The sequence below is a fragment of the Nonomuraea sp. NPDC049624 genome (genome assembly GCF_040675255.1).
In the GTDB taxonomy this organism is placed as follows: Bacteria; Actinomycetota; Actinomycetes; order Streptosporangiales; family Streptosporangiaceae; genus Nonomuraea.
In genome coordinates, this window is record NZ_JBFAOR010000002.1 from 289,143 (window position 1) to 309,978 (window position 20,836).

The following is a 20,836-nucleotide window of genomic DNA, read 5'->3' on the forward strand; positions in this document are numbered from 1 at the left end:
TGAAAGATATCACAAGCTCACGGAAGACCGCTTTTACCTGCCGTTTCTAGTTCCCGATCACGGACGGCTCGGAAATGCAGGAATGACCGGTTTGCCCTCGGCGCTCGCGCGTTCCTGCGCCGAAGGGCCGCCCTGCGGCGGCATCTGCCGCCTGACCTGGGTGTCCGGGCCGATCGGCGGCATCGGGCCGGTGGGCGGGCCGTCGTCGTCGGGCTGCTTGTCGCGCGTGGCGGCGTGCGCGCCGCCCCTCCCCCGCCACCGCGGCGCGGCCATCAGGACGAGCACCGCCAGCGCCAGCACGATCACCACGACGAACAGCAGCACCGGCACGCCCTCGCGGGACATCGCCACCAGGCCGAAGGCGAACAGGAACGCCCACGCGTACATGATCAGCACCGAGCGGCGGTGCGAGTGGCCGATGTCCAGCAGCCGGTGGTGCAGGTGACCGCGGTCGGGCGCGAACGGCGACATGCCGTGGGACGTGCGCCGGACCACGGCGGTGATCAGGTCGATCAGCGGCAGGACCAGCACCGCCGCCGGCAACATCAGCGGCAGCAGCACCGGGACCTTGTTCATGTCCTCGATGGCGGCCGGGTCGAGCGGCGTCACCGTGACGATGGAGGAGGCGAGCACCAGCCCGATCAGCATCGCCCCGGTGTCGCCCATGAAGATCTTGGCCGGATGGAAGTTGTGCGGCAGGAAGCCCAGGCACGTGCCGATGAGCACGGCCGCGATGGCCGCCGTCGTGGTGATGTTCCCCACGCTCATGCTCTGGGCCAGCAGGATCGAGTACGCCCACGTGGCCATGGCGGCGATGCACACGATGCCGGCCGCGAGCCCGTCGAGCCCGTCGACGAAGTTCACGGCGTTGATGGTGACCACCACGATCATGATGGTGATGATCGTGCTCAGCGTGTAGTCGAGGCTCGTGGAGCCGCCCCAGTCCTTCGGCAGCGGGATGTAGAGCAGCCGCAGGTCGAAGTAGACCAGCACGCCCGCCGCCGCAATCTGCCCGCCGAGCTTGATGAAGGCGTCCATGCCCCACCAGTCGTCGAGGAAGCCGGTGAGCGTGATCAGGCCGCCGGCGACGATCAACGCGGTGACGGCTCTGCCGTCGTATCCCGACAGCGCCGCGCCCGTGTGTTTCAGCTGGCTGGCGACCAGCAGGCCGACCACCAGGCCGCCGTACATGGCCAGGCCGCCGAGCCTCGGAGTCGGCGTGGTGTGCACGTCGCGCTCGCGAACCTCGGGCATGGCGCCGATGCGGATGGCGAAGCGGCGCACCAGCGGGACCAGCAGATACGTCACCGCTGCCGAGATGAGCGCCATGAACAGGTATTCGCGCACGGACCTAGTTTCCCGGATGCTCCGGCCAGCTGTGACCGGAAACCGACACAGACCAGCTTAATATTCGCTGAGATATGGCTGATGGATGGCGAGAAGCGCCGCCACTCTTTCCCTGACCTCGGGCGCTGCGGCCGGGTCGCGCACGGACATCGACAGCAGACTTCCCAACTCCTTCATCTCGCGCGGGCCCATGCCCTGCGTGGTCACACAGGCCGTGCCCACCCGGATCCCGGAGGTGACGGCCGCCGGCTCCGGATCGTACGGGATGACGTTGCGGTTGAGGGTGATCCCGGCGGCCACGCAGCGCCGTTCGGCCTCGGCGCCCGAGACGCCCAGCTCACGCAGGTCGATCAGGGCCAGGTGGGTGTCGGTGCCGCCGGTGACCGGACGCATGCCCTCCCCGTCCAGCGCGTCGGCGAGCGTGCGGGCGTTGGCGACGACGCGGCTCGCGTACTCGGCGAACTCCGGCCGCAGCGCCTCCCCGAACGCCACCGCCTTGGCCGCCACCGCGTGCATCAGCGGCCCGCCCTGCACGAACGGGAACACCGCCCGGTCGATCTTGGCGGCCAGCTCCTCCGTGCACAGGATCGCGCCGCCGCGCGGCCCGCGCAGCACCTTGTGCGTGGTCAGCGTCACGACGTCCGCGTACGGCACCGCCGACGGGATCACCCCGCCCGCCATCAGCCCGATCGGGTGCGCCACGTCGGCCAGCAGCCACGCGCCCACCTCGTCGGCGATGCCGCGGAACACCGAGAAGTCGATCAGCCGCGGGTACGCCGTCGCGCCGCACACGATGACCTTCGGCCGGCGTCGCAGCGCCACGTCCCGCACCTCGTCGTAGTCGATGAGCTCGGTGTCGCGCCGCACGCCGTAGGAGGCGACGTCGAACCACCGTCCCGAGAAGTTCACCTTCGAGCCGTGCGTGAGATGGCCGCCGTGCGGGAGCGCCATGGCGAGCATGGTGTCGCCGGGCTGCAGCAGGGCGGCGTAGGCGGCCAGGTTGGCGCCGGCGCCGGAATGCGGCTGGACGTTGGCGTGCTCGGCCCCGAACAGCCTGCGCGCCCGCTCCACCGCCAGCCGTTCGGCCCGGTCGACGACCTCGCAACCACCGTAGTAGCGCCTGCCGGGGTAGCCCTCGGCGTACTTGTTGGTGAGGGTGGAGCCAAGGGCGGCCATGACCGCGGGGGAGGTGAAGTTCTCGCCGGCGATCAGCTGGATGCCGGTGCGTTCGCGTTCGAGCTCGTCGAGCAGCACCTGCGCCAGCTCCGGATCCTGCCGCCGCAACCGCCCGAAGTCGGGCCCGTAGAACGGCTCCCCACCCATTTCTCCACTGTACGACCGCATGTCCGTTTTGCCCAGATAGCTGGTCCCGTGACGGGCAGGGGGCCTTGAGGTCGTTTACCCACGAAAACCGGAGGACCGCGAAGCACCGGAACCGCAATGCTCCAGGGACGGCGAGCTCCAGGGAAGGCGAAGTGCCGGAACCGAGAAGCTCCGGGGAAGGTGGAGGTCAGGGGAAGGCGTGCGGTGCGCCGGTCTGGCTGGGGATCCACCTCGGGGTGTCGTCGGCCTCGTCGCTGATCGCGGTGAGCACGGCGTGACGGTAGAGAGCCAGTTTGGACCGCCATTCCCGGATGTCCTGCACATATCGATCGCCGACCGGTGCGTCCCAGGTCTGCGGGCTCTTGGCCAGCGCGTACGCCTTGTCGAGGGCCGTGCTGAGCTTCTCCAGCATGGGCATGACGGTGTTCCACGCGGTGACGAGACGTTCGTAGTCGGGGTTGAACTCGTAGGCCAGCGGCTGGTTGTCCAGCGGGCCCGCGGCGGTGACGGGCGGCATCTCGTCCCTGCTCCTGGGCCTGGGGGCGGGCGGGTCGACGTACATCACGCGCTCCTTCCCGACGTCCCGGGATCGACCTCACCCGATGGACCGTCCGGCCTGATGTCCCTGAGCCCCCAGTCACCCTCGCCGTACTCACCGGGCGGAACCTCCATGGACGGCATGTCGAATGGCTGAACGTCGCGGACATCGTCGATCAAAGTCCTGATCGCCTCCGGCCCGGCCGCGGAAACATCCACAGCCACAACCCCGTCCCCCTCACTCACCCACTTCCCACCGGCACCCCCGCCATCCAAGCCCTGCGCCCCACCATCCCCATGACTCCCGACACCATGCCCCCCGCCACCGTGAACAGCCGCGCCCTGCCCCCCTGTGACGCCACCACCAGCGGACACGTCTCCTCCACCAGAAACGGCCGCCCCTCCCCCGGGCGCCGTAGGCGGAATCCGCACCCCACCAGAACCGTCACCCCGCCCCGCCACACCACCATCCGCACCCGCCCGACCAGCGTCCACCGCCCCACCATCAGCCCGAGCGCCATCCGCCGCCCCGCCGTCAGCGCGACCGGCATCCGCCGCGCCGCCACCGGTACCTACACCGGCACGCCCACCACCCGCGCCCCCATCGGCACGCCCGCCGTGGGTGTTGCCGCCAGTGCCCCCGCCGGCGTCACGGCTGCCGTTGCCGGTGCCCGCGTCAGCGCGGCTGCCGTTCGCGGCCTTGTCGTCGGCGCAGGCGGTGCCGTCACTGCGGCCGGTGTCCGTAGCGCCGCCGTCGGAGCGGCCGTTGTCGCTGTTCGCGCCACCGCCGGAGCCGTCACCGCGGCCCGTGTCCGTAGCGCCGCCGTCGGAGCGGCCGTGGTCGTTCACGCCGCCGCCGGAGCCGTCGGCTCGGCCTGTGCCGGTGTCCGTGTGGCCGTTTGCGCCGTCGGCTCGGCCGTGGTCGCCGATGGGCTGGTTGCCGGTGGCGTCGGGGCGGGTTGGGGTGGAGGAGGCGCCGTCGGCGTGGGTGCCGTGGGCGTTGCCCGTGTCTCCTGGGATGCCCTGGTGGGCGCCTGTGTCGCCCGTGGTGCCGCGGTAGGTGTCTCCTGTGGTCCCCGAGTGGGTGGCCGCATCGCCTTGGGTGCCGTTGGGGGACATGGTGTCCCCTGCCGTGCCGAAGTGGGCGCCCGTGCCTTCTGACGTGCCATGGTGGTGGCCGGTCGCCGTTGTGGTGCCGTGCGGGTGGGCGGTGGTGCTGTCCGAGGTGGTCGCCGAGGGGTCGGTGCCGCCCTCTCCTGTCGGCACCGACAGCCCTTCGCCTCCGCCCCCCGTCGCCCCGGCGCCATCGGCGCGCACGGTCGGCATGTCGGCGGGTTGCGCGTTGTCGACGTTCTTGAGCAGGGATTCCAGTTGTTCGGCCGTGGGCGGGTCGATGGGGACCTGGAGGACCTTCACGCCGTCGACCACCACGACCTTGGGCTTGTGCGCATCGTCCGGCTGGTCGTTCGCGGGGACGTTGGCCGTGCCGGTGTCGGCCTCCGCTCCCCGATCGCGTCTGCTGTCCTGGTCGGGGGCCTTGGGGTCGTCGCCGGCCGGGGTGTCGCCAATTCGGTCGCCGATCCGGTCGCCGGTGCGGCCGTCTGCGCGGTCGCCGGTCCGCTCACCGGTCCGGTCGTCGGTCCGGGTGTCGTTTCCGCTGGTCCCGGTGTCCTTGTCGGCGCCGTCGCACGCCTTCCCGTCCCCGTCGGCCCTGGCACCGTCGTCACCGGTCTTGCTGTCGGGTTCCTTCGGCGTCGGCGGATGCGTCGGCTTGGGATCGTGGTCCCTCGACGCAGGCGGGTCCGTCGGCTTGGGGTCGTGGTCTTTCGGTGCGGGTGGGTCCGTGGGCTTGGTGTCGGGGGTTTTGGGGGGTGGGTCCGTGGGTTTCGGGTCGTGGTCCTTCGGGGTCGGGGGATGCGTGGGCTTCGGGTCGGCGGGGTGTTCCGGAGTGGCGGGGTCGGTGTGCTTGGGCGGGTCGTCGGCGCGGGGGTTGCCGTACTTGTCGTCGCGGCTGCCCGGCGACTCCTTGGGCTCGTCGGCCGTGCCGCCGCCGCCCGTTCTCGCCGTGTCGCCCGTTTTCGCTGTGTCGCCCGTTTTCGCCGTGTCGCCCAGTTTCCCGTCGGCGCGCTTCTCCAGGACGGCCAGCCGCGCGTTGACGTCCTTGACCATGTGATCGGCGAAGTCGGCCACCTGGACCGGACGGTGGGTGCTCCGCGTGGACAGCCCGGCACGGCTCAGCACCGCCCTGACCTGGTCCTCGGCCGTGCGCAGCGCCGAGGACGCGTGCTTGACCTCGGTCAGCAGGTCACGGACCAGCTGCGGATCCATGCCGTCGAACTTGCCCATGGGCCACTCCCGGACGTGTCGCCGTTCCGGGACTCACGGTAATCGCGGCCGCGGCGTCGCCGCAGCCGGGATGCAAAGACGGTATACGTCAGTCGTCGGTGGCGACGTAGCCGATGATGCCGCGCAGCTTCTCGACGGGGATCGCGCCGCGGCGCAACATCCGGGGCACCGCCGTGGTGAGGTCGAGGATGGTCGAGGGCGTGTTGTCGGTGGTCTTGCCGCCGTCGAGGTAGACCGCGACCGAGTCGCCGAGCTGCTCCTGGGCCTCCTCCGCCGTCGTCGCCGCGGGGGCGCCGGAGCGGTTGGCGCTGGAGACGGCCATCGGGCCGGTCTCCTTGAGCAGGTCGAGGGCGACCGGGTGGAGCGGCATGCGGACGGCGACCGTGCCCTTGGTGTCGCCCAGGTCCCAGGAAAGGGCCCTGTTCGCCCTGCAGACCAGCGTGAGCGGCCCGGGCCAGAAGGCGTCGATGAGATCCTGCCCGTAGGGCCCGAGGTCGTCCACGAGCGCTGTGGCGGCTCTGACGGTGCCCACGAGCACGGGCGGCGGCATGTCGCGGCCGCGCCCCTTGGCGTCGAGCAGCGCGGTGACGGCCGGCGGCATGAACGCGTCGGCGCCGATGCCGTAGACGGTGTCGGTCGGCAGCACGACCAGCTCGCCGCGGCGCACGGCGGTGGCGGCCTCGATCAGGCCCTCGGCGCGCTGGTCGAGGTCGGAGCAGTCAAAGCGTCTTCCCACGGCGTGCATCCTAGTCCTGGCCGAGTCTGGCCGTGACGAAGCGGTCCCTTCGGGTGAGGTCCTGGCGCAGGCGTACGTCGCGCCAGCCGTTGTCCTCCGGGAAGGTCAGATAGACGGCCCTGCCCTGCTCGTCGGCGTGTTCGACGGCCACCCAGCCGCCGGGGCGCAGCAGCCGGCGGGCGGTGCGTTCGACCGCGCGCACCTCGCCGAGGCCGTCGTCGCCGGAGCCGTAAAGGGCCCTGGAGGGGTCGTAGTCGCGGACCTCGGGGTCGCGCGGGATGGCGCCGGGCGGGATGTACGGCGGGTTGGAGATCACCAGGTCGACCTTGCCGTTGAGCTCGGGAAGGGCTTCGGCGAGGTCTTCCGGGTGCAGGTGCGTACGCCCCTGGCCCAGCTCGGAGATGTTGCGCTTGGCCCAGGTGTAGGCCGCGGGGTCGACCTCGACGGCGTGCACCTCGGCGAGCGCGACCTCCTGGGCGATCGACAGCGCGATGGCCCCCGAGCCGGTGCCGAGGTCGACGACGAGCGGCGCCGTCACGTCCATGGCGCGCAGGGTCTCGATCGCCCACCCGGCCATGACCTCGGTCTCCGGCCGCGGCACGAACACGCCGGGGCCGACCGCGAGCTCCAGGTAGCGGAAGTACGCGTGGCCGGTGATGTGCTGCAGCGGCTCACGCGCCTCGCGCCGGGCGATGCCCTCCCAGAACAGCGCGTCGAAGTCGGAGTCCTTGACCGTGTGGAGCTCGCTCCTGCGCACGCCGTGGACGAACGCCGCGATCTCCTCCGCGTCGGTGCGCGGCGAAGGCACACCTGCCTCGGCCAGCCGGGCGGTGGCGAGAGCGATCTCGTCCAGCAGAAATGTCATGAGTGTTGTGCGAGCTTCTCCGCCATCTCGGCGTCGATGAGTGCCTGGGTGACGGCGTTGAGCTCGCCGTCGAGAACCTGGTCGAGGTTATACGCCTTGAAGCCTACGCGGTGGTCGGAAATCCGGTTCTCGGGAAAGTTGTACGTGCGGATGCGCTCGGAACGGTCGACCGTGCGGACCTGCGACTTGCGCTCGGCCTGCGCCGCGGCGTCGGCCTGCTCCTGGGCCACGGCCAGCAGCCGGGCCCGCAGGATGCGCATCGCCGACTCCTTGTTCTGGAGCTGGCTCTTCTCGTTCTGGCAGGAGACGACCACGCCCGTGGGCAGGTGGGTGATGCGCACGGCCGAGTCGGTCGTGTTGACGCTCTGGCCACCGGGACCGCTGGAGCGGTAGACGTCGATGCGCAGGTCGTTGGGGTCGATCTGGACGTCGACCTCCTCCGCCTCCGGGTAGACCAGCACGCCCGCGGCGCTGGTGTGGATGCGGCCCTGGGACTCGGTGACGGGCACCCGCTGCACGCGGTGGACGCCGCCCTCGTACTTGAGCCTGGACCACACGCCCTCGTCGCCCTTGGCCTTGATGCCGACCGTGACGTCTTTGTAGCCGCCGAGGTCGGAGGGCTGGGTGTCGATGATCTCGGTCTTCCAGCCGAGGCGCTCGGCGTAGCGCAGGTACATCCGCAGCAGGTCGCCGGCGAACAGCGCGGACTCCTCGCCGCCCTCGCCCGCCTTGATCTCCATGATGATGTCTTTGTCATCGTTGGGGTCGCGCGGGATGAGCAGGTGCTTGAGCTTCTCCTCAAGCTGCGGGATGCGCTCCTCGATCTCGGCCGCCTCGGCCGCGAAGCCCTCGTCCTCGCCGGCCAGTTCCTTGGCCGCCGTCAGGTCCTCGCGGGCGGTGTCGAGCTCCCGGTAGGTGCTGACGATCGGGGTGAGCTGGCTGTAGCGCCGGCCGAGTGTGCGGGCCTTGTTCTGGTCGGCGTGCACGGCGGGGTCGGCAAGCTGCAGCTCCAGCTCGGAATACTCCTTGAGCAACTCGTCGAGGTTCACCGTGGGTCCTTCAGTGGTTTGAATGCCGTTTCACCAACAACGCCGACCCGGCGCACGTGGTGCGGCCGGGTCGGCGTCGGTGAAGCTACTTGCCCGTGGCCTTCTTGCCGAAGCGCTTCTCGAAGCGAGCCACCCGGCCGCCGGTGTCGAGGATCTTCTGCTTGCCCGTGTAGAACGGGTGGCAGGCCGAGCACACGTCGGCGTGGATGACGCCGTTCTTCGCGGTGCTGCGGGTGGTGAACGTGTTGCCGCAGGAGCAGGAGACCTGCGTCACGTGGTAATCGGGGTGGATGTCGGGCTTCATGGCTGTCCTTTCGGGCTGCGGCCGCCGGGTCGCCTTCACGCATGGCGTGAACCGGAACCGCAAAATGGTCAGCTACCAGTGTGCCAGATCGTGCAACCTGCCCAGGCCATGGGGCATTCCCGCGATCTTCATGACGCGGCCGCACGCGCCACACTAGGCTCCCTCGCACAAAACCATCACTTTTCCCACAAATGGGACTTAGCCAAAGGATCATCCAACTGATGAAGAGAAGGGTGCGGCTGCTCCTCGCGGCCGCCACGGGGGCCGCCGTTCTCCTCGGAGGCGCCGGTCTCTCGGCCACCGGCGCGTCGGCCTCGGCCCACGCGCTGGCGGACGACTTCGCGGGGGACGCGTCGGCGAGCGCGTACGTCCCGCTGGAGAAGGACGTCGACGCCACCGTCACGCTCAGGCTCAAGAACCCGGGCAACGTGACCAGCGTGACCGGCTCCATCGAGCCGCCCGGCAAGTCGGCCAGGGCGGTGTCGTTCGACTTCACGCCGAGCACCTCCACCACCACCCCGACCCCCACCCCGTCCCCGGCGACCGAGAAGACGGTCACCGGCAAGTGGACGATCACCAAGGACGACCCGGCGGGCGACTGGAAGCTCACCGTCAACGTCGCCCGCAGCGGCTCGAGCTACTCCACCCCGTTCACCGTCAAGGTCTCCGGCAAGCAGGGCATCTCCGGCGCGAACGTCACGCCCGACCCCGTCCAGCTCGTCAAGGGCAGGGACACCAAGGTCACGGTCGAGGCGTCGGTGAAGGACGCGGGCACGGTCTCGGCCAAGCTCGTCAGCGACACCACCAGCGAGTACTACGACCTCGGTGCACTGGCCCAGGAGTCGGACGGCTACTACCGCGGCGTCACGTACTTCACCGACGACACCACCGAGGGCGACTGGACCCTTGAGGTGTACGCCACCCGCGGCGGCCAGACGCTCAAGGGCGAGGCGTCCTTCTCGGTCGTCGCCCCGACCGGCGGCGCGTCCAAGAAGGCCAAGACCAGGGTGACGATCTCGGCGCCGAACAAGGTCACCAAGGGCCGCGCGTTCAAGGTCTACGGCAAGGTCTACCGCGGCGCCAAGGCGTACAAGAACAAGATCGTGGAGGTGTACTTCAAGACGAAGGGCACCAAGACGTACAAGTTCATGGGCTACGCCAAGGCCACCTCGGCCGGCAAGTACAGCAAGACCTTCAAGGCCAAGAAGGACGGCTACTTCCAGGTCAAGGTGCCCGGCACGAGCAAGACGCGCACCTCCCTGTCGCCGCAGGAGTTCGTGGACGTGAGGTAGCGGGTACGGCCCGCATCCCCAACCCCGGGTGCAGGCCGTATCAGCGACCCAGATACGTCAGGACGGCGAGAACCCGCCGATGGTCCTCGGGCGCGGGCCCGAGGGCCAGCTTGGCGAAGATGCCGGACACGTGTTTCTCCACCGCCCCTTCGGTGACGACCAGCCTGGAGGCGATCGCGGTGTTGGAGCGGCCCTCGGCCATCAGTGCCAGGACCTCGCGCTCCCGGGGGGAGAGCAGGTCGAGCGGCGCGCCCCTGCGCCTGCGGCTGAGCAGTTGCACGACGACCTCAGGATCGATCACCGTGCCGCCCGCCGCCACCTCGCGCACCGCCTCCATGAACTCGGCCACGTCGGCCACCCGTTCCTTCAGCAGGTAGCCGACGGCCTTGCCGATCAGCTCGCCCGCGTAGCGCTCCTCGACGTACTGGGACAGGACCAGGATCGGGAAGTCGGGCCTGGCCTCGCGCACCCGCAGCGCCGCCTTCAGCCCCTCGTCGGTGTGGGTGGGCGGCATGCGCACGTCGACGATCGCCAGGTCGGGCTCGTGTTCGTGGACGGCGGCCACCAGCGCGGGCCCGTCGGAGACCGCAGCGACGGTCTCGAAACCGCCGTCGGCGAGCAACCGCGCCAGCCCCTCGCGCAACAGTACGGAATCCTCGGCGATGACCACGCGCATGTGCACATGACTACCATTCGCAGGGCAGCTCCGCACGCACGATCGTCGGCCCACCGACGGGGCTGTGCAGCACGAGCACGCCGTCGATGGTGGCCGCCCGGTCGGCCAGGCCCGACAGCCCGCCGTCCGGCGTGACGACGGCGCCGCCGATGCCGTTGTCCCACACGTCCACGACCACGCCGCGGTCGCCCTCGAACACCGCCACCGACGCCTCCGTCGCGCCCGAGTGCTTGGCGAGGTTGGTCAGGGCCTCGGCGACGATGAAGTAGGCGATGCTCTCCACCGCGGCGGGCGGCCGTTCGGCCAGTTCGACGGAGACGTCCACGTGCACCGGGGCCCGCGCGGCCAGCCCGGACAGCGCCGCGTCGAGCCCGCGGTCGGTGAGGATGGCCGGGTGGATGCCGCGGGCCAGGTCGCGCAGCTCGGCGATGGCCGCCTTGGTGCCCGCGTGGGCCTGGACGATCAGCGTCCTGGCCTCCTCCGGCTCGGTGTCGAACTTGGCCTGCGCCCGTCCGAGGTCCACCGCCACCGACAGCAGCCGCTGCTGCGCGCCGTCGTGCAGGTCGCGCTCGATCCTGCGGCGTTCGGCCTCGGCGGCGTCGATCCCCCTGGCCCGGCTGGCCCGCAGCCGCTCCTCCTCGCTGCCGCCGAGCAGCACCGTGGCCAGGGTGCCGTGCAGCCAGGCCATGCCCCGTACGAGATAGGCCGTCACGACGAGCAGCGCCACTCCGGCCGCGCCCGCGACCAGCACGCCCGCCCAGTCGTCGATGATCAGGCCGGTGCGCCCGTCGCTCAGGACGTACAGGACGCGCGCCAGGGGCGCGAGGAGCAGCACCGCCGTCGCCGTCCACAGGGCGAGCGACAACGCGGACTCGACCAGGCCCAGCGGGAGGAGCATGAGGAGGTAGCCGAGGTCCTGCCAGGTGGCCTTGTCGCCCAGCAGCCAGGTGAGGTGCGCGAGCAGCCCGCCCTCGGGCCTGCTCCGGTACGGGTCGGCGATCCGCACCCCGAACGCCGCGCCCATCAGCCGCCGCTCCAGCATCGCCCCGCCGCGCCACATCAGCACGGTCGCCATCGTCAGCGGCAGCCCCACCCAGACGATCACCAGCGGCACCGCCACCGTCGTCGCCATGGCCACCACGACGAACCAGACCAGCCCCAACCCCGCGCTGACCAGCAGGTACGGAGCCGCCCGCCAGGTCATCGGGTCCACCAGCACCCCTAACGGCCCCTTCGGCCCGAACCGCACCCTGTCCTTCAGCCTCACCGATCGCATGCCCCCAGCCTGCCGGGCGCCGCGGACGGGGTGAATGGAGCAGACGTCCGATCCGCAGGTGGGGTTAACCCCACCCCGCGCCCTGACATGCGAAAGGGGCGGCGGGAGAACCTCCCCGCCGCCCCTCAAGGCGCGTGGCCGCTAGTCGCGGTCGTTGCTCACCGTGGTCTTCTGCACCTGCAGAAGGAACTCGGCGTTGGACTTGGTCTCCTTCATCTTCTCCAGGAGAAGCTCCAGAGCCTGCTGCATGTCCAGAGCGTGCAGCACCCGCCGCAGCTTCCAGACGATCTGCAGCTCCTCCTTGGCCATGAGGATCTCTTCCTTACGCGTGCCGGACGCGTCGACGTCGACCGCGGGGAAGATGCGCTTGTCGGCCAGGGAGCGGTTGAGCTTGAGCTCCATGTTGCCGGTGCCCTTGAACTCCTCGAAAATGACCTCGTCCATCTTGGACCCGGTCTCGACCAGGGCCGTGGCGAGGATCGTCAGGGAGCCGCCGTTCTCGATGTTGCGCGCGGCGCCGAAGAAGCGCTTCGGCGGGTAGAGCGCCGTGGAGTCGACACCACCCGACAGGATACGACCGGAGGCCGGGGCCGCCAGGTTGTAGGCGCGGCCGAGACGCGTGATCGAGTCGAGCAGGACGACCACGTCGTGGCCCAGCTCCACCAGGCGCTTGGCGCGCTCGATGGCCAGCTCGGCGACCGTGGTGTGGTCTTCGGCCGGACGGTCGAAAGTCGAGTGGATGACCTCGCCCTTGACCGACCGCTGCATGTCGGTGACCTCTTCGGGACGCTCGTCCACGAGCACGACCATCAGGTGGCACTCGGGGTTGTTGCGGGTGATCGCGTTGGCGATCGCCTGCAGCACCATCGTCTTGCCGGCCTTCGGCGGCGAGACGATCAGACCACGCTGGCCCTTGCCGATCGGCGAGACCAGGTCGATGATCCGCGTGGTGAGGATGTTGTGCTCGGTCTCCAGGCGCAGGCGCTCCTGCGGGTAGAGCGGCGTCAGCTTGTTGAAGTCGGGCCGGTTGCGGGCCTGCTCCGGGTCCATGCCGTTGACGGTGTCGAGGCGGACCAGGGCGTTGAACTTCTCGCGGCGCTCGCCGTCGCGCGGCTGGCGCACCGCGCCGGTGATGACGTCGCCCTTGCGCAGGCCGTTGCGGCGGATCTGGGCCAGCGAGACGTAGACGTCGTTGCTGCCCGGCAGGTAGCCGCTGGTCCTGACGAACGCGTAGTTGTCGAGGATGTCGAGGATGCCGGCGATCGGGATGAGCACGTCGTCGTCGCCGATGACGGGCTCGGTGCTGTCGAAGCGGTCACGGCCGCGGCCGCGGTTGCGCTCCCTGAAGCGGCCCCTGCGGCCACGCCCGCGCTCGTCGTCGTCGCCGCCGCGCTGGTCGCGCTGGTCGCCGCCGCGCTGGTCGCCGCCGCGCTGGTCACCGCGCTGGTCGCCGCGCTGGTCGCCCCTGCCGCCGGTGTCCGTGGCGCGCTGGTCGCCGCGGCTGCTCTCGGCACGGCCGCCCTCACCGCGGTCGGCACGGTCGCCGCGCTCACCGCGGTCGCTGCGCTCACCGCGCTCGCCGCGGTCGCTGCGCTCGCCACGCTCACGGCGCTCGCCGCGGCTGCGCCGCTCGCGGCGGCTCTCGCGCTCGCCCCGCGTGTCGGCCTGACCGGCGTCCACGACCTGGGCCTGCTGCTCGACGGCCGGCTCGGCCGGCGCGGCCACGGGCTCGGGGGCCGCGGCCACCGGCTCGGCGGCCTGCGGTGCGGCCTCGTCGGCGGGCTTGGTGCGGGAACGTTCCCTGCGCGTACGGGTGGGCCGCTCGGCCACGGGAGGCGCGGCCTCCGTCAGGACGGGCGCCGCCTCGACCGCGGCCGCCGCCGGAGCGCCGTCTCCGGAAGCGCCACCCTGCTTCTCCTGGATGGCCGCGATGAGCTGGCTCTTCCGCATGCGCCCGGTGCCGCTGATGCCCAGCTCAGCGGCCATCTTCTGCAGCTCGGGCAGCACCTTGGCGGACAGGCCGGTGCCGGAGCGACGCGCACGAGGCTTGGCCGCGGCGCGGGTGGGGGTGTCGCCGGACGCGGGCTGAGCGCCTGGTGCGTCGGAGAGGAGTTCGGTGGTGTCGCTCAACTAAAAGGTCCTTCCCAGGGGTCGGGCGCCGGTTTTGTTCTGCCGGGCGTCCCGGAGGTGCTTGCGACCCGGCGGGACAGACCGGGTCGGGGTGCACGTTGCGATCTTCGGCTGTCGCGGACGGCCGCCACTCTTGGGGAGGGGTTCGTCCAGGCCGCCACAGGACCGTGGCGCGTGGCTGACACCCCCCAGATTGCTGTCGCCAACCAGATGTCGATGTGCGTCGAACGCGCAGGTCCCCGTCGTCGCCGCCTCACGTTGGGCCAACCGGGTGTGGGCCAACCGGAGGCAACGGATTCCGGGGAGACAGCCGCGCTGCTCACGCCTCGCGACGTGAAGCATGATGCAGCGATGTATGGCTGACAAGCACGCACCCACCAAGGGGGCATCTGGTGCGGCTATCAGCCTAACATCACCAGCGCACACGGCTATTCCCTGAAGGTCTAAAGAGGCATCAGCGTGTCTCGGGGAACTGAACGTTCGCACCAACCGGGTCGACGTCCATTTGCTGGATGTGCCAGTCATTACCCACTTCTGGCGCGATCAAATCCTGCGTATCCGGTGACGAAAACGCAAGAACCGTGGGACCCGCCCCCGAAACGACCGCGGGCACGCCGACTGCACGCAGACGTTCTACCAGACGCGCGCTCGCCGGCATGGCAGGCGCGCGATAGGGCTGGTGGAGACGGTCTTCGGTGGCGGCGAGCAGCAGCTCTGGTTCCGGCCGCGAGGTCAGCGCGGCGATCAGCAACGCGGCCCTGCCGGCGTTGAAGGAGGCGTCCTTGTGGGGCACGTCCTTCGGCAACAGCCCCCGAGCGGTCTCCGTGGCCAGCCGCGTCGAAGGAACGACGGCGACCGGGCGGACCCTCTCGTCGGGGGCCAGCTTCACCATACGCGGTACTCCCGCATGGTCGGTCCAGGCCACCGTCAGGCCCCCGGCCAGGCACGGAGCGACGTTGTCCGGGTGGCCCTCCATCTCGGTGGCCAGCGCGAAGACCTCGTCGTCGGACAGGCCGCCGTCGCTCAGCGCGCGGGCGGCCAGGATGCCGGCGCAGACGGCGGCCGAGGACGAGCCCAGGCCGCGGGCGTGCGGGATGCGGTTGACGCAGCGCAGGTCGATGCCCGCGGGCTGCGGCGCCCCCATGCGGGCGTACGCCTCGCGCATCGCCCGGACGACGAGGTGTCCCTCGCCGAGGTCGACCTCGCCCGCGCCTTCGCCCTCCACGCTCACGCGCACGCCGGGCTCGGCGGTGAGCGTGGCCTCCACGTCGTCGTAGAGGGTGAGCGCCAGGCCGAGCGCGTCGAAGCCCGGCCCGAGGTTGGCCGACGTGGCCGGCACGCGGATTCGCACCGTCGTCATCAGTTCACTGTTCCCTTGTCATTCGCTCACTGCCCGTGCGCCTCTCAGGCGAGGTTGAGCGCCGCGGCGGCGGCGTGCACGTCGATCGGGATGACCACCGGGGCGGGCGCGCCCGAGATGGCCCAGTCGGGGTCCTTCAGGCCGTTGCCGGTGACGGTGCAGACGATGCGCTGCCCGGCCGCCACGAGCCCCTGGGAATGCGCCTGGAGCAGCCCCGCGACGCTCGCCGCCGAGGCCAGCTCCACGAACACGCCCTCCTCCTGGGCCAGCAGCTTGTACGCCGCCGCGATCTGCCGGTCGGTCACCGCCTGGATGACGCCGCCGGACTCGTCGCGGGCCGCGGTGGCCAGGCCCCAGGACGCCGGGTTGCCGATGCGGATGGCGGTGGCGATCGTGTGCGGGTGGGTCACCGGGGCGCCCTCGACGATCGGCGCGGCGCCGCTGGCCTGGAAGCCGAACATGCGCGGACGCTTCGTCGAGACGCCGTCGTCGGCGTACTCCTGGTAGCCCATCCAGTAGGCCGAGATGTTGCCCGCGTTGCCCACCGGGATGCAGTGGATGTCGGGGGCGTCGCCGAGCGCGTCGACGATCTCGAACGCCGCAGTCTTCTGGCCCTGCAGCCGGAACGGGTTGACCGAGTTGACCAGCGCGATCGGGTAGCTGGAGGACAGCTTGCGGGTCATCTCCAGGCAGTCGTCGAACGACCCCTCGACCTGCAGCAGCGTGGCCCCGTGGACGAGCGCCTGGGCCAGCTTGCCCATCGCGATCTTGCCCTTCGGCACCAGCACGGCGCAGGTCAGCCCCGCGCGTACGGCGTAGGCCGCCGCGGAGGCCGAGGTGTTGCCGGTGGAGGCGCAGATGACCGCCTTGGCGCCCTCTTCGACCGCCTTGCTGATGGCCATGGTCATGCCGCGGTCCTTGAAGCTGCCGGTCGGGTTCGCGCCCTCGACCTTGAGAAAGACCTCGCATCCCGTCAGCGCCGACACGCGGTGCGCCGGGACGAGCGGGGTGCCGCCTTCGAGGAGCGTGACGACGGGCGTCTTCGTGGTGACCGGAAGACGCTCTCGGTACTCCTCGATGAGGCCACGCCACGACCTGCCCATGATGACTCCCTACCTGCGGTGTTGGCCACCGAGTGTACGGGGTGCTCGACGCGGACGCGGAGCCGAGTCCATTGGGTGGACAGGTACGTGGACAGGTCGTTGGACAGCGCCACTATTCAGGAAATTCTCAGCATCTCCCGATAAGGTCTCGGCAGGGGGTCACCATGAACGCGCGTCCTGCTTTGAGGCAGAACGACTATTCACCAGTAGTGCCGCCGGAACTCGGGGGCTGGTCGCCGGGGTTGTCCGTGAGCGTGGTGATACCGGCGCACGGCGGGCAGGACAAGCTGGACCTGACGCTGGCCGCGCTGGCCGCGCAGACGTACCCGGACCATCTCATGGAGGTCCTGGTCGTCGACGACGGCAGTGCGCCGCCCATCCGGCTGCCGGAGATCCGGCCGGTCAACACCAGGATCGTCCCGGTACGCGACGGCTGGGGGATCTCCAACGCGGTCAACACCGGCGCCAAGGCCGCCGACGGGGAGATCATCCAGCGGCTGGACGCCGACATGGTCGCCTGCCGCGAGCACATCGAAGCCCTGGCCCGCTGGCATCACGTGACCGACTACCTGGTCACGATCGGGATGAAGAAGTTCGTCGAGGCGCCGCCGGTCACCCCGCGGCAGGTCTACGGCGCCGGGCGCCTGGACGAGGTGTTCGACCTGGCCGGGGCCGTGTCGAGCTCGACCGAGGCGACGATCGAGAAGACCGACGGGCTGCGCAGCAGCCGCAATCCGTACCACGTGTGCACCGGGCCGACCTTCGCCCTGACCCGCGAGGTCTTCGACGCCGTGGGCGGGCTCGACCCGACCGTGGTGCGCGGCGAGGACACCGAGTTCTCCTACCGGCTGGCCATGCACGGCGTGGTGTTCGTGCCCGACCCGGCCGCCCAGGCGGTGCACCTCGGACTGCCGGCGCAGCACCGCGACCGGGAGCGGGCCGTGCGGGCGGTGGAGCCGTACCTGGCGCACCGGATCCCGCTCCGCCGGGACCTGCGCAAGGACCGCGGGCGGCGGTGGCTGGTGCCGTACGTGGAGATCGTGCTGGACGTCACCGACACCTCCGAGTCTGTGGTGCGGCGCGCGGTGACGGCGGCCCTGGACGGCAAGCTCCAGGACGTCGTGCTGACGCTGGTGGGCCCGTGGTCGCGGCTGGACGACGGGCGGCGCGCGGTGTTGTCGGACCCGTGCTTCGAGCTGCGGCTCATGCGCGACCTGTTCGCGCACGACGAACGCATCCGGCTCATCGACGAGGCCGCCCCCACGCCCGCGCCCACGCCGTTCCGCTACCGGGGCCCGGTGGACGTGCCGCTGCACCGGGCGACGCTGGAGCGCATGGTCGAGTCGGTGCAGAAGGACCTGGCCGGGGTGCTCGTCGTCGACCTGCCCGACGGGCGCACGGCCCGGCTCGAACGCACCTCGGCGCTGGGCCGGGCGCTGCTGCTGGCCGGCCCCGGCGCCGACCTCGACGACGTCATCGACACCACGCACGGCGTACGGCACGAGCCGCCGGACCGCTACTGGCCCGCGCCGCCGCAGCCGGAGCCGGTCACCATCCCCGCCACGGTCGCGGTGCCGGCCGAGTCCGCCGACAACACCCTGTTCAGGCGGCTGAAGTCGGCCCTGCGCCCGAACTGACCGCCGCCGGCGGGACGCGGTCAGCCGCGCAGGCGGCGGCCCAGCGCCCGTTTCATCGTGGCCGACAGCAGGGTGCGCAGGCTCTGCTGGGCGCGGTTCGCCGCGGCGAGCTGGCGGCGCAGGGTGCTCACGTCGCGCCGCAGCTCGACGGCCGTCCTGCGCCACCGGGTGGCCTCGTCCCGCCACTTGGTCACCTGGGCGCGCAGGCGGTCGGCCTCCGCCGCCAGCCGCTCGGTCTCGGCCTGGGCCTCCAGCCGCGCCCGGTACGCCCCGCGCCGCCCGATCAGCGGCGCCGCCTCCGTGGTGAACCCGTAGGTCTCCCCCTCGACCCAGGACACGCCGGACACGGCGTCCACCACGTCGTCGAGGTCGCCGGGCTCACCGTGCTCACCGTGCTCACCGGGGTGGTCGGCGGCCACCATGCGGGCCCTGGCGAAGGCCGAGCAGCGTTCCAGGCGGGCCGCCACGACACCCTGCGACGACTCCCGCAGCAGCACGGCGACCAGGCCGAGGCCCTCGTCGCGGGCCAGGTCGAGCAGGCGGGCGAGGGTGTCCTCGCCGGGGATCCAGCCGGGCGGCAGGCGCAGCACGAACGGCGTGGCCGGGTCCACCTCCTCGGCCGTGGCCAGGCGCACCCGTCCTTCGTGCAGGTAGTGGCCGTGGACGAGGGCCAGGTCGAGGGCGGGGTCCTTGAGCGGGGAGCGGTGCTCGCGCTCCAGGTCGTCCCAGGGGCCGAGCAGGAGCACCGACAGGTCGGGAACGGTCCCGGCGAGCAGGGCGTCGACCGTCGCGCGCACGCTGTCGTAGCCGGCCGTGCCGTCCACGACGGCGGTGACGTACGGGATCTTCCACTGGCGGGACGGATGGGAGCGCAACCACCGGTACGCCGGGATGCGGTCGGCCACGAACGCGTGGCTCACCCGGTCGATGGACTCCTTGTCGCGCATGCGCATGGTCGGGCCCAGATGGTAGGCGCGGGCGCGCGGCTCGGGCACGAACACCGCGCCCGCCTGGCCCAGCCGGTAGCCCATCTCGGTGTCCTGGCCGAGGATCAGCTCGTCGTCCATGGGGCCGGCGGCCTCGATCAGGCGGGCGCCGACCGAGGTCGCGCCGCCGACGTGCAGGCTGAAGGGACGCTGGGGGTTGGCGGTGAGGCCGTCGGTGCGTTCGACGAGGTCGACGATCCAGGTGTGCGGCTCGGCGGGCTCGAAGTGCTCCTCCAGGTCGGCGGGCAGCTCGGCGGGCAGCTCGGCGTCGGTGAACCTGATGTAGCCGGTCACGACCAGGTAGGGGGCCGTGTGGTGCCAGCGCATGTGGGCCTCGATCGCGCCCGGGGTGAGGACGACGTCGGAGTCGAGCCAGTGGATCACGTCGCCGGTGGCCTCGGCCAGGCCGGCGTTGCGGGCGTTGGCGCGGCCGGGCCGGTCGCAGACGATCAGGCGGGTGCCCTCGGGGCGGACGGCGGGCAGCCGCAGGGGCGGCAGGCTGCCGTTGTCCACGACGATGACCTCGGTGAGGGCGGCCGGGTAGGTCTGGCGGGCGAGGCCGGCCAGCACCAGGTCCAGCTTGTCCTGGCCGCCGTAGGCCGGGATGATCACGCTGACCGTGAGCGACGGGGTGAGGTCCTCGCCGGGCCGCAGCACGCGATAGTCGTTGCCGCGCACCGGCGGCTTCTGGCCGTTGTTCATGCGGCTTCCATCAGCAGGCTCGGCCGGAAGCCGTGCCATTGGTTCGTGGCGATCCTGACGAAATGGGCGAGGGGCAGCTGCCAGGTGTGCTCCTCGGTGAGACCCCTGCGCAGGACGTAGCCGAGGCCGTGCGTGCGATAGGTGCGCGCGCCGATCTTTTGCGCCGCTTTCAGGAACTCCAGATCGACCGCACGCGGGAGCGCAGGAAACCCTCCAATTTCCCGAAATTTCGCGCTTTGGAGCAAAATTGTGCCTCCAGCTACGTGATCCGCCCAAACCTCGCTAGGGTACGCCGCTCCGCTCGCGAACGTCGTCCGCCGGATCGTGGCGCGCAACGGCTCCAGGTAGAAGAACTCGGCCGTCGTGCCCACCACGTCGGCCCCCGCGTACGAGCGGGCCATGAGCAGGTCGGACAGGTGGCAGGGGCCGTACCAGTCGTCGTCGTCCCACTTGGCGAGGTAGTCGCCCGAGGCCATGGCGGCGGCCCGGTTCAGCACCTCGCCGAACGGCACCGTCCGGTCCGCCTCGACCCACCTGACGGGCAGCGAGCACGCCTCGACGGCCGCGCGTACCTGCTCGAACGCCACCCCGTGCAACCCGAGCAGGACCTCGGCCTCGACGCCCCGCTGCCGCTCCATCTGCGCCAGCGCCGCGCCGACCAGGGCGGGCCGCTTGGTCGACATGACGATGCTGACCGTCGCGCGAGGGGGCCGGTGGACCAGCCGCCGCAGCCGTACGCTGTGCTCCTCGCGCCGCAGGTCGGCCAGGGAGCGCCCGGTGCCGTCGGCGGGCTCGGCGAGCCAGTCGCGGTCGGTGAGCAGCGCGGCCAGGTCGCCCGGCACCCAAGCGGGGGCGTCCTGGGCGGTCAGCGGGATCCCGGCGCCGGCCAGCTCGGTCAGGCCGTCGAGCGGCACCGGCGCGGCGGGCCAGTCGATCTCCAGCCCGCGCCGGGGACGCAGCTCGGGCACGTCGGGCGGCCCGCCGTCCACCTGCCATCCGTCCGCCCAGTGCAGCCGGGCGAACCCCTTGCCCGGCGTACGCGTGAAGCCGCAGGGGGTGACGGACATGGACGATGCTCCTCGACCGGACGGGACTGGATCGGCGCCTACCTTACGCCCGTTTTTACACGTCAGTAGACAGACAGGCAGGTATCGCATGGCGGCGGCA

General features: G+C 71.1%; 17 protein-coding genes. 2 read left to right on the forward strand and 15 right to left on the reverse strand.

Features of this window, described 5'->3' with window-relative positions:
* Nucleotides 1-57: 57 nt before the first annotated feature.
* From AB0J76_RS07660 to rpmE, 8 genes are all read right to left on the reverse strand, one after another.
* Nucleotides 58-1,347, reverse strand: a complete 1,290-nt coding sequence (locus AB0J76_RS07660) for an MraY family glycosyltransferase (protein WP_352320408.1) — start codon at nt 1,345-1,347, stop codon at nt 58-60.
* A 57-nt stretch (nt 1,348-1,404) separates the two neighbouring features.
* Complete coding sequence (gene glyA, locus AB0J76_RS07665) at nt 1,405-2,670, reverse strand: serine hydroxymethyltransferase (protein ID WP_352320407.1); 1,266 nt, start codon at nt 2,668-2,670, stop codon at nt 1,405-1,407.
* 187 nt (nt 2,671-2,857) lie between these two features.
* The gene (locus AB0J76_RS07670) at nt 2,858-3,232 is read right to left on the reverse strand and encodes a hypothetical protein (RefSeq protein ID WP_352320405.1); all 375 of its coding nucleotides are present in this window, start codon (nt 3,230-3,232) and stop codon (nt 2,858-2,860) included.
* Nucleotides 3,232-5,553 carry a hypothetical protein gene (locus tag AB0J76_RS07675; RefSeq protein ID WP_352320403.1) on the reverse strand — a complete coding sequence of 774 codons (2,322 nt, stop codon included), beginning with the start codon at nt 5,551-5,553 and terminating at the stop codon, nt 3,232-3,234. The genes AB0J76_RS07670 and AB0J76_RS07675 overlap by 1 nt, the downstream gene beginning before the upstream one ends.
* An 88-nt stretch (nt 5,554-5,641) precedes the next feature.
* Nucleotides 5,642-6,289: an L-threonylcarbamoyladenylate synthase gene (locus tag AB0J76_RS07680; RefSeq protein ID WP_364389101.1), complete on the reverse strand. Its 648-nt coding sequence runs from the start codon at nt 6,287-6,289 to the stop codon at nt 5,642-5,644.
* A 10-nt stretch (nt 6,290-6,299) separates the two neighbouring features.
* A complete protein-coding gene (gene prmC / locus AB0J76_RS07685) occupies nt 6,300-7,154 on the reverse strand; it encodes a peptide chain release factor N(5)-glutamine methyltransferase (protein ID WP_352320399.1) in 855 nt (284 codons plus the stop codon).
* Entirely contained in the window at nt 7,151-8,203 is a 1,053-nt protein-coding gene (gene prfA, locus AB0J76_RS07690; protein ID WP_352320398.1) for a peptide chain release factor 1, read from the reverse strand. The genes prmC and prfA overlap by 4 nt, the downstream gene beginning before the upstream one ends.
* A gap of 85 nt (nt 8,204-8,288) precedes the next feature.
* Nucleotides 8,289-8,507, reverse strand: coding sequence for a 50S ribosomal protein L31 (rpmE, locus tag AB0J76_RS07695; protein ID WP_352320396.1), 219 nt, complete (start codon nt 8,505-8,507; stop codon nt 8,289-8,291).
* Nucleotides 8,508-8,728: 221 nt separating this feature from the next.
* Here rpmE and AB0J76_RS07700 point away from each other — a divergent pair, with 221 nt between their 5' ends.
* Nucleotides 8,729-9,799 carry a hypothetical protein gene (locus AB0J76_RS07700; RefSeq protein ID WP_352320394.1) on the forward strand — a complete coding sequence of 357 codons (1,071 nt, stop codon included), beginning with the start codon at nt 8,729-8,731 and terminating at the stop codon, nt 9,797-9,799.
* Between the two features lie 40 nt (nt 9,800-9,839).
* Here AB0J76_RS07700 and AB0J76_RS07705 read toward each other — a convergent pair whose 3' ends face one another.
* The 5 genes from AB0J76_RS07705 to thrC form a co-directional block, all read right to left on the reverse strand.
* Nucleotides 9,840-10,475 carry a response regulator transcription factor gene (locus AB0J76_RS07705; RefSeq protein ID WP_352320392.1) on the reverse strand — a complete coding sequence of 212 codons (636 nt, stop codon included), beginning with the start codon at nt 10,473-10,475 and terminating at the stop codon, nt 9,840-9,842.
* A gap of 10 nt (nt 10,476-10,485) precedes the next feature.
* Complete coding sequence (locus tag AB0J76_RS07710) at nt 10,486-11,751, reverse strand: sensor domain-containing protein (protein WP_352320390.1); 1,266 nt, start codon at nt 11,749-11,751, stop codon at nt 10,486-10,488.
* A 141-nt stretch (nt 11,752-11,892) separates the two neighbouring features.
* Complete coding sequence (rho, locus tag AB0J76_RS07715; protein ID WP_352320389.1) at nt 11,893-13,881, reverse strand: transcription termination factor Rho; 1,989 nt, start codon at nt 13,879-13,881, stop codon at nt 11,893-11,895.
* Nucleotides 13,882-14,335: 454 nt separating this feature from the next.
* Nucleotides 14,336-15,241 carry a homoserine kinase gene (thrB, locus tag AB0J76_RS07720; protein ID WP_352320388.1) on the reverse strand — a complete coding sequence of 302 codons (906 nt, stop codon included), beginning with the start codon at nt 15,239-15,241 and terminating at the stop codon, nt 14,336-14,338.
* A gap of 44 nt (nt 15,242-15,285) precedes the next feature.
* Nucleotides 15,286-16,344: a threonine synthase gene (thrC, locus tag AB0J76_RS07725; RefSeq protein WP_352320386.1), complete on the reverse strand. Its 1,059-nt coding sequence runs from the start codon at nt 16,342-16,344 to the stop codon at nt 15,286-15,288.
* 248 nt (nt 16,345-16,592) lie between these two features.
* On the opposite strand from thrC, the gene AB0J76_RS07730 reads away from it, so the two are divergent.
* Entirely contained in the window at nt 16,593-17,981 is a 1,389-nt protein-coding gene (locus tag AB0J76_RS07730; RefSeq protein WP_352320384.1) for a glycosyltransferase, read from the forward strand.
* Between the two features lie 20 nt (nt 17,982-18,001).
* On the opposite strand, the gene AB0J76_RS07735 is transcribed toward AB0J76_RS07730, so the two are convergent.
* Entirely contained in the window at nt 18,002-19,669 is a 1,668-nt protein-coding gene (locus tag AB0J76_RS07735; protein ID WP_352320383.1) for a glycosyltransferase, read from the reverse strand.
* Complete coding sequence (locus AB0J76_RS07740) at nt 19,666-20,736, reverse strand: family 2 glycosyl transferase (protein WP_352320381.1); 1,071 nt, start codon at nt 20,734-20,736, stop codon at nt 19,666-19,668. The genes AB0J76_RS07735 and AB0J76_RS07740 overlap by 4 nt, the downstream gene beginning before the upstream one ends.
* Nucleotides 20,737-20,836: the final 100 nt, after the last annotated feature.